At 66.4% G+C, this 15,590-nt stretch carries 8 protein-coding genes; 7 read left to right on the top strand and 1 reads right to left on the bottom strand.

Annotated features, from left to right (window positions below; all coding sequences use genetic code 11):
• Nucleotides 1–19: 19 nt before the first annotated feature.
• From ACEN9G_RS01030 to ACEN9G_RS01000, 7 genes are all read left to right on the top strand, one after another.
• Complete coding sequence (locus ACEN9G_RS01030) at nt 20–1,222, top strand: helix-turn-helix domain-containing protein (protein WP_413338385.1); 1,203 nt, start codon at nt 20–22, stop codon at nt 1,220–1,222.
• Nucleotides 1,223–1,399: 177 nt separating this feature from the next.
• A complete protein-coding gene (locus ACEN9G_RS01025) occupies nt 1,400–4,444 on the top strand; it encodes a TonB-dependent receptor (protein WP_413338387.1) in 3,045 nt (1,014 codons plus the stop codon).
• Nucleotides 4,445–4,523: 79 nt separating this feature from the next.
• Nucleotides 4,524–6,041 carry a tryptophan halogenase family protein gene (locus ACEN9G_RS01020; RefSeq protein ID WP_413338389.1) on the top strand — a complete coding sequence of 506 codons (1,518 nt, stop codon included), beginning with the start codon at nt 4,524–4,526 and terminating at the stop codon, nt 6,039–6,041.
• A 111-nt stretch (nt 6,042–6,152) separates the two neighbouring features.
• Nucleotides 6,153–7,784 carry an alpha-L-fucosidase gene (locus ACEN9G_RS01015; protein ID WP_413338391.1) on the top strand — a complete coding sequence of 544 codons (1,632 nt, stop codon included), beginning with the start codon at nt 6,153–6,155 and terminating at the stop codon, nt 7,782–7,784.
• 2 nt (nt 7,785–7,786) lie between these two features.
• On the top strand, nt 7,787–9,781 hold the full coding sequence (locus tag ACEN9G_RS01010; RefSeq protein ID WP_413338393.1) for a glycoside hydrolase family 97 protein: 1,995 nt from the start codon (nt 7,787–7,789) through the stop codon (nt 9,779–9,781).
• The gene (locus ACEN9G_RS01005) at nt 9,778–12,246 is read left to right on the top strand and encodes a glycoside hydrolase family 31 protein (protein ID WP_413387987.1); all 2,469 of its coding nucleotides are present in this window, start codon (nt 9,778–9,780) and stop codon (nt 12,244–12,246) included. Before ACEN9G_RS01010 ends, ACEN9G_RS01005 begins: the two co-directional genes overlap by 4 nt.
• A gap of 19 nt (nt 12,247–12,265) precedes the next feature.
• Nucleotides 12,266–13,201 (top strand): alpha/beta hydrolase, encoded by a 936-nt coding sequence (locus ACEN9G_RS01000; protein ID WP_413338396.1) that lies wholly within the window; start codon nt 12,266–12,268, stop codon nt 13,199–13,201.
• A 122-nt stretch (nt 13,202–13,323) separates the two neighbouring features.
• Here the strand turns inward: ACEN9G_RS01000 and ACEN9G_RS00995 are convergent, their stop codons facing one another.
• Nucleotides 13,324–15,438 carry a beta-galactosidase gene (locus ACEN9G_RS00995; RefSeq protein ID WP_413338398.1) on the bottom strand — a complete coding sequence of 705 codons (2,115 nt, stop codon included), beginning with the start codon at nt 15,436–15,438 and terminating at the stop codon, nt 13,324–13,326.
• Between the last annotated feature and the right edge of the window lie 152 nt (nt 15,439–15,590).

The raw sequence follows: 15,590 nt of genomic DNA, 5'->3' as shown, positions 1-15,590 counted from the left end.
CAATCACCCACCATGCCATATGCAAGAGTTTTATAAGAAGGCGTTGTACGCGTTCATGCTGATCGTGCTCGCGGACGCGCTGCTGGCGATCGTGCTCGTCGACCGCAGCTATCTGTCGCAGCAGCTGCCGCTGGCGCAGGAGGCCGGCGATGCCGGCGCGCTCCGCTGGCGTGTCGGCGTCACGGCGAAGCAGTGGTACCCGCCGATGGTCCAGGTCGACGCCAAGGCACGCGACAAGCTGCGCTTCGACCTGAACCTGCCGGCGGCCGATCCGGATCCGAACGCGTCCGCGGACCTGCTGGCAAGCGACGGCAAGGGCCGGCCCCTGCAAGCCGATCTGTCGATGTACAGCACCATCTCGTTCGTCGCGAAATGCGCGCCCGCCAATTCGATGATGTTCATCGTCTCGAGCTTCGACGAGCACGTGTCGCAGCGCGGGAATTACCTGACTTATCCGCCCGCCACGACCTATTTTTCGTGCAACGAGGCGGGCGTGCCGGTCACGCTCGACCTGACGCGGTTGACGATACCCCCATGGTGGTTCGACGCGGTGCATCGCGACCTGGCGCGCCAGGATTACCTGCTCGACCGCGTGGAGCGCATGGTGTTCGGCGCGACGCCGCAGAGTCCGCGCGGCGTTCCGGCCCATGTCGAGATCAGCTGGATCACGCTGCGTGGCCGCGACTACCGCTACCTGGCCTGGCTGGCGGGCCTCGTGACGGCGGGTTGGGTCGCGTTCGGCGTGTGGTTCTTCCGCGGCCACGCGCGCGCGATGCTCGCGAGCGTGGACGCGCAGCTCAAGAAGGACCTGCCGCTCGTCGCCTACCGCCAGCTGACGCTGGAGCCTTACCGCGACAAGGAAAAGGCGGCGGTGCTGAAGGTCATCGCGACGAATTACACGAATCCGGAACTGGACCTCGAAGGCGTCGTCGCCGCCACGGGGACGAACCGCACCAAGGTCAACGACGTGCTGAAATCGGAACTCGGCATGACGTTCACCAGTTACCTGAACAAGCTGCGCCTGACCGAGGCGGCACGGCTGCTCACCGAGAAAAACGAGACGACCGTCGCGGAGATCGCGTACTCGGTCGGGTATGCCAACGTCTCGTATTTCAACAAGCTGTTCAAGGAGGAATACGGGTGCACCCCGAAGGCCTTCCGCACGCTGGCGGAGCAGCAGGACCCGCCCGCCGATCCTGTGCACGAAACCGCAGCGCCATGAGTGAAGTCGTTGCGCAAGCCATACACATCGCAATTTTCATGTGTCGTGCTGGTGATTTTCACAATTGTTCCACCGGTTGCTCCTAATCAAAATTGTTGCACCGCCATTAAGCGGTACATGCCGTCTTTCGGCATTCCGATAAGAACGGACGCACAAAAACGCAGAGGAGAATACCAAGTGAAGCAGTTCCAAAGAACCGCCATCGCGACCGGGGCAGCGCAGTTCGTGCTGATGGCCAGCGGGGCCATGTTCGCGCACGGCGCGCACGCGGCCGACGCCGTGAAGAAGGACGAGACGACCACCGTCGTCGTCGTGGGCCAACGGGCCGCACTGGAATCGGCCGCCGCCCGCAAGAAGAATGCGGACGAGATCGTCGACTCGATCGTCGCCGACGACATCGGCAAGCTGCCCGACAAGTCCGTGACCGAGGTGCTGCAGCGCGTCACCGGCATCACGATCGACCGCACGCTGAACCGCGTCGACCCGCAGCAGGGCGTGGGCGACGGCATCCAGCACTTCGCCGCCGAAGGCACGGGCGTGGCCATCCGCGGCCTGACGTACGTGCGTTCGGAACTGAACGGCCGCGATTCGTTCTCCGCGAACGGCGGCCGCTCGCTCAGTTTCGAGGACGTGCCGCCCGAGCTGATGACCGGCCTGGACGTGTACAAGAACCCGTCGGCCGAGCAGATCGAAGGCGGCATCAGCGGCCTGGTGAACCTGCGTACCGCGCTGCCGTTCGACTACAAGGGCAGCAAGGGCGCCGTGTCGGTCGAAGCGTCGCGTTCGCAACTGCGCGGCAAGAATGCACCGGCGTTCTCCGGCCTGCTGTCCAACCGCTGGAACACGGATTACGGCCAGTTCGGTGCGCTGGTCGACGTCGCCCATTCGCGCATGCGCACGCGCAGCGACGGCACGAGCCTCAGCCCGTACATCCCGCGCACCGATGCCGTCGTGGGCGACAAGAGCGGCGCCACGCGCTGGATCACGAACGGTGCCAGCTGGACCACCAATAACTTCGACCGCGACCGCGACGGCCTGTACGGCGCGCTGCAGTGGAAGAAGGACAAGCTGTCGTCCTACCTGACCTATTTCCGCTCGAAGTACGACATGACCACGACGGAAACGTCGGTGTCCCAGAACACGCCCCCGTCCGCGGCGATGCTGGATGCCGGCGCCGAATTCGACAGCCGCGGCGTACTGCTGCGGGGCGTCGTGCGCGATCCGTCGAATCCGGGCGTCAGCATCGGTACCCAGAGCCGCGTCGCGGCCCGCAAGTCCGATACGACCGACATCGCGTGGAACACGCAATGGCGCGCCACCGACCAGTGGACCCTGACCGCCGACCTGCAGCACACTTCCGCCTCGTCGGTGGGGTACGACAACACGCTGGGTATCGGCACGTTCCTGCCGAAGCTGACCACGAACGTGACCACGTCGCCGCCGACGCTGTCGTTCGACGCCGCGGACACCGCCTACCTGGCCGATCCGAACCACTACTACTGGAGCTTCACCCAGGAACACCGCGACGAGTCGATCGCCACCCAGAACGCGGCGCGCCTGGACGCCAAGTTCACGTTCGACAGCACCGTGCTGAACGACCTGCGTTTCGGCGTGCGCTTCACCAACCGCGACGCGATGACGCGCTCGACGCACGACAGCGACTGGGCTCAGATCTCGCAGACGTGGTCCGTCGATACCGTCGGCAACGGCTGGCAGCCGCTGTCCGACTTCGCCTGGCTGAGCAAGCCGAACTTGCGCATGCCGAACGACGTCGCGACGGCGCAGTTCGCGAATTTCTTCGGCGGCAAGGCGGGGGCGCCGCCGGCCGTCGTCGTCCCGAACCAGGGGCTGCTGGCGGGCGGCCCGCCGGCGTCCTTCACCACCCTGCACAGCTACACGCAAGCGGTTTGCAAGCAGCCGTGCTCGCAAACCTGGAACCCGGCCGCCTACGGCGACGACAAGGGACTGAACGGCCAGCATGAGAAGACCAAGGCCGCGTACGCGCAGCTGCGCTTCGGCGTCGACACCTTGCGCTTCCCGGTGGACGGCAACGTCGGCGTGCGCGTCGTGCGTACCGACATGGCGGCGACCGGCTATACGTTGTTCGATCCGCCGCAGAACCCGTTGCCCGTGGTGCCGCTGATCCCGCGCCTGGCGGACAAGCGCGACTTCAACCACAAGTACACGAACGTCCTGCCCAGCCTGAACCTGCGCATGAAGGCCAGCGACGAGCTGCAGTTCCGCGCCGCGTACTCGAAAGGCATGACGCGTCCGGACTTCTACCAGATGCAGGCCTACACGACGCTGGAACAGAAGGTGAACACGCACCAGGAAAACGGCAAGTCGGTGGTGGACTCGATCGATTACCAGGGCAGCGCGCGCGGCAATCCGGTGCTGAAGCCCGTCACGTCGACCAACTTCGACCTGACGGCCGAGTACTACTTCGGCAAGGGCAACTCGCTGACCTTGGCCCTGTTCAACAAGCGCCTGAAGGACATCATCATCGGCAAGACGTCGGCGTACACGGTGAACGACACGACGGGGACGCCGCATGACTTCCTGATCACGTCGCCGGTCAACGGCGCGTCGGGCCGCCTGAACGGCGCGGAAATCGGCTACCAGCAGTATTTCGACAAGCTGCCTGGCCTGCTGTCCGGCTTCGGCGTGTCGGCCAACTACACGTACGTCGACAGCCGCCAGAACATGGGCAAGTCGCTGGTGAACGGCTGGTGCACGCCGAAGGGCACGCTGAACGCGAACCTGGCCCGCGATCTCTCCGGTTGCGACACGGACGGCCGCCTGCTGAACGCGGACAACACGCCGCTGATCGGGCTGTCGAAGAACTCGTACAACCTGGCCCTGTTGTACGACAAGGGCCCGTGGTCCGGTCGCCTGGCCTACAGCTGGCGCACGAAGTACCTGCAGGCGGTCAACGCCTTCGGCACGAACGGCAGCGACGGTATCGACGGCAATCCGGACAGCCCGACCTACCACCAGGGCAGTTCGGTCGGTTATGCGCTGCCGGTCTGGGGCGGTGCCTACGGCCAGCTGGACGCCGGCGTCCACTACAACGTCAACGAGCACCTGAACATCTCGGTGGAGGCGTCCAACCTGACCAATGCGCTGTACAAGCAGTTCATGCAGCAGAATATCGGCATGATGGAACGCGGCACGTTCTACACGGGCCGCCGCTACACGGTGCGGATGGGCTACACTTTCTGATAGCCGCCCCGTGAGTCATACGCCTCCCGCGACCCGGCCGGTCGCGGGAGGTTTTTGCGTTTCCGAACTGGAGAAAACTATGCCCGACAAGGCCATTCGTAAAATCGTCATCGTGGGCGGCGGCACCGCCGGCTGGATGACCGCCGCGCCGCTGGCGCTGAAGCTGGGGGCGTCCTGCGAGATCGTCCTCGTCGAGTCGCCGGAGATCGGCACCGTCGGCGTGGGCGAATCGACGCTGCCGACGATCCGCTACTACAACCACGCGCTCGGCATCGACGGCGCCGACTTCGTCCGGCGCACGAAGGCCACGTTCAAGCTGGGCATCGACTTCCGCGACTGGGGCCATCTCGGCAACCGGTTCTTCCACGGCTTCAGCGATTTCGGTCCGGCCATCGAAAACCGCCCGGCCTTCATGGTCTGGCTGCATCTCGCGCGCGACAATCCGGACATGCCATCGTACGAGGAATGGTCGATCTCGACGGCGATGGCCCACCAGAACAAGTTCGTGCCGCCGCACGGCGACCAGCCCGGCCCCACCAATGCGTATTCGTACGCCTTCCAGTTCGACGCGGGCCTGTATGCCCTGTACCTGCGCGAGTACGCGATGGCGCGCGGCGTGCAGCGCGTCGAGGGCACGGTCGGCCACGTCGAGCAGCACCCGGAGACGGGCTTCATCACCGCGCTGCAGCTGAAGGACGGCCGCCGCATCGAGGGCGACCTGTTCGTCGACTGCACGGGGTTCCGCGGCCTGCTGATCGAAGGCGTGTACCAGGCTGGCTACGAGGACTGGAGCGCCATGCTGCCCTGTAACAGCGCCCAGGCCGTGCCCAGCGCGCTGGCCGACAAGCTCACGCCATACACGCGCTCGACGGCGAAGCCCGCCGGGTGGCAGTGGCGCATCCCGCTGCAGCACCGCAACGGCAACGGCCACGTGTATTGCAACGCGTTCATGTCGGACGACGAGGCGGGACGCGTGCTGCTGGACGGCCTGGACACCGAGGCGCTGGACGCGCCGCGCCAGCTGCGCTTCACGACGGGCCGGCGGCGCAAGTCGTGGGTCAAGAACTGCGTGGCGGTGGGCCTGTCGAGCGGCTTCCTCGAACCGCTCGAATCGACCAGCATCAACATCATCGAACTGGCGGTCGGCTGGCTGATCCAGTATTTCCCGGACCGCGACTGCAATCCGGAACTCGCCGACGAATTCAACCGCCTCGTCGCGCAGCGCTACGAATTCGTGCGCGACTTCATCGTCCTGCACTACAAGCTGACGAACCGCAGCGATTCCGAGTTCTGGCGCTATTGCGCCAGCATGCCCATCCCCGACACGCTGCAGCACCAGATCGACCTGTTCCGCACGTCCGGCCGCATCACCATCTACGACAAGGAAGGGTTCCAGGCCGATTCGTACGCGTCGATGATGCTGGGCCACGGCATCCGCCCCGAGCGGACCGACCCGCTGCTCGACCGCATGGACCAGGCGCGCCTGCTGGACCACTTCCGCAAGGTGCACGCGACGATCCGGCAGGTGGTCGGCGCGATGCCGGACCATGCCGAACTCCTGGCGCAAATCACGGGCGAACCTATACGAAAATCGTAATGGCTTCTGGCAGATTTGATAATTGCGGGCGTCCGGGGCCACGGGCACCATCCCGTGGATAGTCGAAGAGCCGCCTGTCGAGCGGCCGTCACCTACCTTGGAAAGATACCGATGAAACGACGTGAACTCCTGCAGCACATGGCGGCCGCCATCCCGGCGCTCGCCGTGTCCCCGTATGCCGGCGCCGCCGGCGCCCGCGTGCCCATGGCAACCGGCCCGTTCGAACCGACCTGGCCCTCGCTGTCCAGATACGAAACCCCGGACTGGTTCCGCAACGCCAAGTTCGGCATCTGGGCGCACTGGGGCCCGCAATGCGAACCCGAACACGGCGACTGGTACGCGCGCGGGATGTACGAGGAGGGCAGCGATCACTATAAATACCACGTCGCCAAGTACGGACACCCGTCGAAATTCGGCTTCAAGGACGTGATCCAGCGGTGGAAGGCGCAGCGCTGGAATCCGGACGAACTCGTGGGCCTGTACAAGAAGGCCGGCGCCAGGTACTTCGTCGCACTGGCGAACCATCACGACAACTTCGACCTGTACAAGAGCCGCTACCAGCCCGAGTGGAATTCGACGAAGCTGGGTCCGGGCAAGGACCTGATCGGCGGCTGGCGCGACGCGGCCCGCAAGCACGGCCTGCGCTTCGGCGTGTCCGTGCACGCGGCCCACGCATGGAACTGGTACGAGACGGCGCAGGGCGCCGACAAGACCGGCCCGCTGGCCGGCGTGCCGTACGACGGCCGGCTGAAGAAGGCCGATGGCAAAGGCCAGTGGTGGAACGGGCTGGATCCACAGGCGCTGTACGCGCAGAATCACCCGCTCAGCAAGGACGGCGGCAGCACCGACCAGCGCTGGGCATGGGGCGGCGGTGTGCTCCCGCCGGACAAGGCGTATGCGGACAAGCTGTACAACCGCACCGTCGACCTGCTCGACAACTACGACCCGGACCTCGTGTATTACGACGACACGGTGCTGCCCCTGTATCCGGTCAGCGACATCGGCATGCGCCTGGCCGCGCACATGTACAACCGCAGCGTCGCGAAGCACGGCAAGGTCGAAGCCGTCGTCAACGGCAAGATCCTCGACGAGGTGCAGCGCAAGTCGATGGTGTGGGACATCGAGCGCGGCCAGAGCCCGCGCATCGAACCGCTGCCGTGGCAGACCTGCACCTGCATCGGCAGCTGGCACTACGACCGCCGCATCTACGACCGCAAGGGGTACAAGAGCGCGCAGACCGTGGTGCACACGCTGATCGACATCGTCAGCAAGAACGGCAACCTGCTGCTGTCCGTGCCCGTGCGCGGCGACGGCACGATCGACGAGCAGGAACGCGCCATCGTCGAGGAAATCGGCCGCTGGATGGCCGTCAACGGCGAAGGCATCTACGATTCGCGCCCGTGGGCGCTGTATGGCGAAGGCCCGGTGGCGGAGGCGGCCGCGGCGCCGATGTCCGGCCCCGGCTTCAACGAAGGCAAGGGCAAGCCGTTCTCCGCCGCGGACATCCGCTTCACGACCGGCAAGGATGCCGTGTACGCGTTCGTGATGGGCTGGCCGGAAGACGGCACCGTGACCATCAAGACCATGCGCGCCGGCGGCGAGCACCTCAAGAAGGCCGTGTCCCGCGTCGAACTCGTGGGCGGCGGCGCGCTCGCGTTCCGCCAGACGGCCGAGGGCCTGCAGGTCACGCTGCCGCGCGAACGCGCCGCACTTCCGTATGCAATCACGCTGAAAGTCGCCTGAACATGAAACACGTACACCTGATCCCGGCGTTCGCCGCCATCGCCGCCGCCATGCCGGCGCACGCCGCCGCGCCGTACACGGTCGTGTCGCCGGACCACCGCACCCGCATCGAACTCACAGCCGCCGACGGCCAACTGGCCTACACGGTCATCCGCGACGGCGTGACCGTCATCGCGCAATCCCCGCTCGGCCTATCCACGACCCAGGGCGCGCTGGACGGCACCACCCTGCGCGTCACCGGCGTCGAGAACAAGACCGTCGACGAGACGTGGCACCCCGTCGCCGGCAAGGCCGCCAGCGTCGCGGACCGCTACAGCCAGGTCGAGCTGCAACTGGCCGGCAAGGACAAGCCGGTCAAGGTCAATCTCGTCGCCCGCGCCTACGACGACGGCGTCGCGTTCCGCTACGTGCTGCCGCGCCAGCAGGTGGCCGACCTGGGCATCAACGGCGAGGCCACGCGCTTCGACTTCCCGGCCGACTACCGCTGCTGGGGCTTCAATCCGGGCCGCTTCGACAGCTCGCACGAGGGCGAGTTCGACCCCGTGCCGGCATCGACGATCCGTCCGCACCACACGTTCGACGCACCGCTCGTGTGCAAGACGGGCAACAAGAAGACCACGTTCGCCATCGCCGAAGCGGACAAGCGCGGCTATGCCGGCGCGTATTATTCCGGCCGCGGCGACGGCGGCCTGGGCGTCGCGGTCGTGCTGGCGCCGCATTACGACGGCGACGTGCAGGTGCATGGTCCGGCCGTGCGCACGATGCTGGCCGACGCACCCCTCGCGACGCCGTGGCGCGTGGTGATGGTGGCCGACACGCCGGGCGGCCTGACACAATCCAGCCTGATCGCGACGCTGGGCAGCCCGTCGACGATCGCGGACACCAGCTGGATCAAGCCGGGCAAGGCATCGTGGGACTGGTGGAACGGCTGGGCCGTCGACATGCCGGGCGCCGGGGTCAACACCGCGACCTATAAAGCCTATACGGACTTCGCGGCCAGCCTGGGCCTCGACTACATCCTGATCGACGAAGGCTGGTACGAAGGCAGCTCCGAACAACCGCTGCCGTCCAATCCCTTGAAGCCGGTCCCCGCGATGGACATGCAGGAGATCATCAAGTACGCGAAGCAGAAGAACATCGGCGTGTGGGTCTGGCTGCAGTGGAAACAGCTCGACCGCCAGATGGACGACGCGTTCGCACTGTACGAATCGTGGGGCATCAAGGGCGTCAAGGTCGACTTCATGGACCGCACCGACCAGGACATGGTGGCCTTCTACCACAAGATCCTGTCGAAGGCCGCGAAGCACCACCTGATGGTCGACCTGCACGGCGCGTATCCGCCGGACGGCCTCACGCGCACCTATCCGAACTACATGACGCAGGAAGGCGTGATGGGCGCCGAGTACAACAAGTGGAGCGCACGCGTCACGGCGACCCACAACGTGACCCTGCCGTTCACGCGCATGATCCTCGGTCCGATCGACTACACGCCGGGCGGTTTCCGCTCGATCGCGGCGAAGGACTTCATGGGCCAGCGCCGCAACGTGAAGCCGTTCGTGCAGACGACGCGCGGCCAGGCCGTCGCCATGTACGTCGTGTACGATTCGCCGTTCGGCATGGTGGCCGACAGCCCGGACGCCTACCGCAACGCGGACGGCACCTGGGCCGACGGCGCGAAGTTCATCGGCGCCGTGCCGACCACGTGGGACGAGACGCGCGTGCTGGACGGCGACATCGGCCAGTACATCGTGACCGCCCGCCGCAAGGGCAACACGTGGTACATTGGCGCGATGACGAACGAATCTGGACGCACGCTCGACGTGCCGCTGGACTTCCTGGCGCCGGGCGCGAATTATTCGGCCGCGATCCTGGAAGACGGCAAGGACCGCAACCACCTCGCTGCGCGCACCACGCGCGTGACGGGCAAGAGCCGCCTGCAGCTCAAGCTCGCCGGTTCCGGCGGTGCCGTGGTCACGCTGACGCAAGGAGCGCAATGATGCGGCGGCCGCTGCGGGCCGCGCTGGCGGCGTGCGTGCTGCTGCTGTGCCGCGACGCCGCGTTCGCGGCGATCCGGGACGTGCGCGAGTCCGGCAGCGGCATCGAATACCGGGTGGACGACACCCGCGTGAAGGTCGAATTCGTCACCGACCGCATCGTGCACGTCACGGCGACGCGCAATGGGGACTGGTCGACATCCGCCCACCTCATGCGGGTGCCGGTCGCCGCCAAGCCCGGGGCGATCACGGCCAGCGACGAGGGCGAGGCCCGCATCCTGCGCTCGGCGCAGGCGGGCGTCGCGGTGAACCGGAAGACGGGCGCGCTCGCGTTCCGCAACGCGGCCGGCGCGGTGCTGCTGCGCGAGGACGATGCGGCGCCCCGTGCGTTCGAGCGGGTGGCCGTGTTCAAGTCGACGCCCGATCCGGCCACGGTGTCCACCGTCAAGACGGTCGACGGCGACCGGCAGGTGGCCGGCAAGTATGTCCAGATGAAGGACCGCGACGCGTGGAAAGCGACGGCGCGGTTCCGCCTGGGAGACGAGGAAGCGCTGTACGGCCTGGGCTTCGACGAGACGGCCGACCTCGACCTGCGCGGCAAGACCAGGCGCCTGTACCAGCACAACCTGCGCATCGCGATCCCGTTCGTCGTGTCGACGCGCGGCTACGGCGTGCTGTTCGACACGTACAGCGCCATGACGTTCGCGGACGGGAAGACGGGCATGTCCGTCGCGAGCGACGTCGTGGACGATCTCGATTACTACTTCATCCTGGGGCCGTCGATGGATGGCGCGGTCGAAGGCTACCGTGAGCTGACGGGTGCCGCGACGATGCTGCCGCGCTGGGCTTACGGCTACGTGCAGTCGAAGGAACGCTACAAGACGCAGGACGAAGTCGTCGAGACGGTGAAGGCATTCCGCAAGCGCCGCATCCCGCTCGACCTCATCGTGCAGGACTGGAATTACTGGACGCCGGACCACTGGGGCAGCCCGGTGCCGGAAGCGGCGCGCTATCCCGATATCGCGGCGATGACGAAGGCCGTGCACGACGAGAACGCGCACGTGATGATCTCGATCTGGCCGAATCCGAGCCCGCTCGATGCACCGGGCAAGGAACTGAAGGACGGCGGCTACCTGAGCGGCGGCACGCCGTACGTCGATTTCTTCCGTCCCGAGGCGGCCGACGTCTATTTCAGCAACGTGTGGAAATATCTGGGCCGGCATGGCATCGATGCGTGGTGGTGCGACTCGACGGAGCCGGAAGTCGCCGACTGGACGTGGGATGCCAAGCGTTCCGGGCGCGCGGACGACGTCAACGTCGACGGCCTGGCGCGCGTCATGGATCCGCAATACCTGAACGCGTACGCGCTCGTCGACGCGCAGCATTTCATGCGCAACTGGCGCAGGCACGCGCCCGGCAAACGCCTCGTGAACCTGACGCGGTCCGCCTATCCCGGCAGCCAGGCGGCGGGGGCCGTCGCATGGACCGGCGACATCTCGGCCACGTGGTCCGTGTTCGCGCAACAGGTCGCGGCGGTCCAGAGTTACAGCGCATCGGGCAACCCTTACGTCACGTTCGACATCGGTGGATTCTTCGTCGCCCGCGGCCGGCCCTGGTTCATGGCCGGCGACTTCGACCAGGGCGCCGCCGACCTGGGCTACCGCGAGCTGTACACGCGCTGGCTGCAGCTCGGCGTCTTCCTGCCCATGTTCCGCAGCCACGGCACCGACACGCCGCGCGAGCCGTGGCACTTCGGCGCGCCGGGCACGCCGTTTTATGACGCGATCGTGGATGCCATCCAGCTGCGCTACCGCCTGCTGCCGGCAATCTATTCGCAGGCCGGCCTGGTACACCTGCGCGGCGCATCGTTCATCCGTCCGGTGGCGTTCGCGTTCCCAAATGACCCGCGCACGCACGACCTCAAGTCGCAGATGCTGTTCGGCGACGGCATCATGGTGAGCCCCGTGACGACGCCGATGTATTTCGCGCCGGGCTCCAGGCCGATCGAGGGCGCGGCGCGCACGCGCGACGTATATCTGCCGGCGGGCACGTGGTTCGATTTCCGGACCGGCGAGCGGCTGGCTGGCGGCCGCACGGTCGCGGTGGCCGCGCCGATCGACCGCATGCCGGTGCACGTCCGGGCGGGCAGCATCGTCCCGCTGGGCCCCGTCGTGCAATATGCGTCGGAACAGCCCGATGCGCCGATCGAACTGCGGATCTACCCGGGCGCCGACGGCGACTATACGTATTACGAGGATGCGGGCGAGGGCTGGGGCTACGAGCGCGGCGAATACGCGCTGACCGGCATGCACTGGGACGACGCGGCGCGCAAGCTGACGATCGCGCAGCGCCGCGGCGCGTTCCCCGGCATGCAGGCGCGGCGCCGGTTCAAGGTCGTCATCGTCGGCCGGGAGGGTAAGGCGGCCGATCTCGTGTACGATGGCCGGGCCGTGACAATCCAACAATAATCCATTCAGGAACCGAGACATGCAGATTCAGCTTGCCGCCGCCATGGCGGCCGCCCTCCTGTGCACCGCCGCCCAGGCGCAGGACACCGACGTCAACGCCAAGGACAACGCCAAGGTCAGCGCAGAAACGGCGCGCGCCAACTTCGCGCGCACTATCGTCCTCGCCGCCGACGACGTGCGCGCGTTCGCGCCGCCGCCCGCCGGATTCGCGGATGCGCAGCCGGGCCGCGCGCAAGGGAAGGTGGAGACGTTCACCTACGCGTCCAGCGTCACGAACAAGCGCCGCACGGCGAACGTCTGGCTGCCGCCCGGTTACGACAAGTCGCACCGCTACCCGGTGCTGTACCTCCTGCACGGCATCGGCGGCAACCAGGACGAGTGGCGCGGCTATGTGCGCGCGCAGGACGTCCTCGACAACCTCGCGGCCGCCGGCAAGATCGTGCCGATGATCGTCGTGATGCCGAACGGCCGCGCGCTGGCGGACGACCGCGCGCCGCCGGAGAACAAGGTCTTCACGCCGGAAAACGCGGCCGGCTTCGCGCGTTTCGAGCGCGACCTGCTGGATTCGCTGGTTCCCGCCGTCGACGCCGCGTATCCGACGCTGAAGGACAGCGCGCACCGCGCGATCGGCGGCCTGTCGATGGGCGGCGGGCAGGCGCTGAATTTCGGCCTGGGGCATCCGGAAGCGTTCAACTGGGTGGCGGGTTTCTCGCCGGCGCCGAACACGGAAGCGCCCGCGAAGCTGGCGGGTGAGGCGGCACAGGCGAAGGGCAAGCTGAAACTGGTGTATCTGTCGTGCGGCAACCGCGATGGACTGATCAACGTCGCGCAGGGCGTGCACCGCCAGCTGCGCGAGCAGGGCGTCGCCCACGTGTGGAACGTGGACGGGTATGGGCATGACCGGGACAGCTGGGCGGAAAACCTGTATCACTACGCCCAGCTGCTGTTCCGTTAAGGAGCGTCGTAAAACCTGCTGCGCGTTGCACTGTTGCCCTGCGATGCTCGCTGTACTACTCGTACAGCTGCGCTTCTCGGACAACATTGCTGCCGCTCGCGACGGTTTTCCGAGGCTCCTTTTCAGTTCTCCTCGACGATCGCGAGATCCCACGGCGCCAGCGTGACGGTCTCGTCGCCCTTGACGGCGCGGGACGTCAGCAGGTCCGTGCCGGTCTTGTGGCGGTACGTGAACGTCGCGGGGCTGCCCGAGTAGTTGAAGTAATACCGGATGGTCTTGCCGAACCGGTTCACGCCCGTGCGCGCCTGGATGTGCGACGGCAGTTGCTGGTCCGGCCCGATCAGGCCCTTCTCCTGCAGCACGGATTGCAGCACGGCCTTCTGCAGCTTGTCCGACAAATACGTGCCTTCGTAGACGGCCTTGCCCGCGCCGAACTGGTTCGCCGTGATGGCCGGCCAGCGCCCGAAGAACGGGTGGTCGTACCAGGCGAGCGCCTTCGCCGTATCCAGCTGCAGGAACTCGGCCCAGTGGCGCACCTTGTTGTCGTCGCCGGCCTGGAACGGGTCGCCCTTCAGCGCGAGCGGTTGTGCGAGGTTCGAGAATTCCTGGTAGTGGAAGCCGAGCACCTGGCGCAGGGGACCCGGCGCCATCGTCCAGCGCACCGCGGCGTTCTCGTTCGCGAAGCCGCTCTTGAAGCCCATCACGACGTGGCCGCCCTTGCGCACGAACTCGGCGATCCGCTGCAGCAGCGCGTCGTCCGCGATGTACAGCGACGGCACGACCAGGACCTTGTACGCGGACAGGTCGGCCGTGTCCGGGAACACGAAGTCGGTGCCGACATTCAGGTCGTACAGCGCGCGGTGGATCTGGCGCACTTCCGAGCCGTAGTCGGCGTTGCTGCCCGCCGAGCCCCATTGCGACTGCTTCGCGAACGGCATGTCGTTGATGGCATTGAGCGAATCGCGGCTCCACAGGATCGCGACGTCGTTGTGGATGCGCAGGTCGACGAGGCGCTGGCCGATCTTCTGCAGTTCCTTGCCGGTGCGGCTCATTTCCGCGTAGGCGCGGTTCGGCTCCAGGTCGTGCGAGAGGACGCCTTTCCAGTACGTCTCCTGGTTCGCGTGGATCGACGCCCAGTGCCAGTATTCGACCATGTTGGCGCCGTTGGACAAATGCGTGTAGACGTCCTGGCGGAACTGGCCGTCGTACGGCGGGTACTGGAACGAGGAGCTCCAGTCGGTCGTCTGCGCGTTCGTTTCCGTGACGAGGAAGTTGCCGCCCTTGAGCGAACGCGTGAAGTCGCCGTCGAGCTTCTGGGCAGCGCCGTTGTACTGGTCCTGCGTGCCCCAGTGGTAGATGTTCACGCCGGCGACGTCGAGCTTCTGCGCGACGGCGCTTTCGTTGACGTCGCCGTGCAGCGAGCCGGCGAAATCGTGCGTGACGAACTGGCGCGGGCCCGCGCATTCGCGCACGAGCTGCGCCTGCCAGTGCAGGAAGTCCGTCACGCGCATCTGGCTCCAGCGCGACCATTCCAGTTTGTAGCCCGTGCTCTGGGCGCCGTCCGGCCGGGGCAGGTCGGTCCACGAATGCAGGTCCTGGCCCCAGTAGTTCAGGAACCAGGCGCGGCTGAGGTTTTCCGGCGTGCCGAATTTCTTTTCCAGGTAGTGCTGGAAGCGGATGAAGACGTCGTCGTTGGCGGCGCCGTAGCTGCCCGTCTCGTTGTCGACCTGCCAGCCGATGACGTTCGGGTTGTCCTTGTAGTGCGCGGCGATGCGGCGGATCAGGCGCTCCGCGTAGAAGCGGTAGGCGGGAGAATCCGTATTCATGTTCTGGCGCATGCCGTACGTGTTCTTCGCGCCGTTGAATTTGGTCGCCAGGATTTCCGGATGCTGGCGCGCCATCCACGCGGGGATCGAATAGGTGGGCGTGCCCATGATGACCTTGATGCCGGCCTTGCCCATCGCGTCGACGACGCGGTCCATCCACGCCGTCTCGAAGCGGCCGTCCTCCGGCTCCCACAGGCTCCATGTCGATTCGCCCAGGCGCACGACGTTGAAGCCGGCCGCCTTGATCATCTGGACGTCCTTGTCCAGCCGCTCGTAGGGCATGTATTCGTGATAGTACGCGGCGCCGTAAAGGACGGTCGGGAAGTCCGGCTGGGCGGCCGCGGCGGGGGCGCATGCGCCGCCTGCGAGTGCGCACGCCAGCGCGAGTGGGAGGAGTCTCCGGGTGAACATTCGTAGCCTTTCTTATGGATAGAGGTCTGGATAGTCATGCATTCTGACGTGTCGGGACAGGGTCGGGCAATTACGAAATTCGCTTCCTGCCATACGATTTGTCGTAGGTGTCGAGGTTGGGCAATTTCGTATGGGGTGCTGGCATTTTTCAC

The organism is Massilia sp. Masssp94 (genome assembly GCF_059491305.1).
The sequence above is the reverse complement of the archived record's forward strand: the minus strand, read 5'-3'. Positions and strand labels throughout refer to the sequence as shown.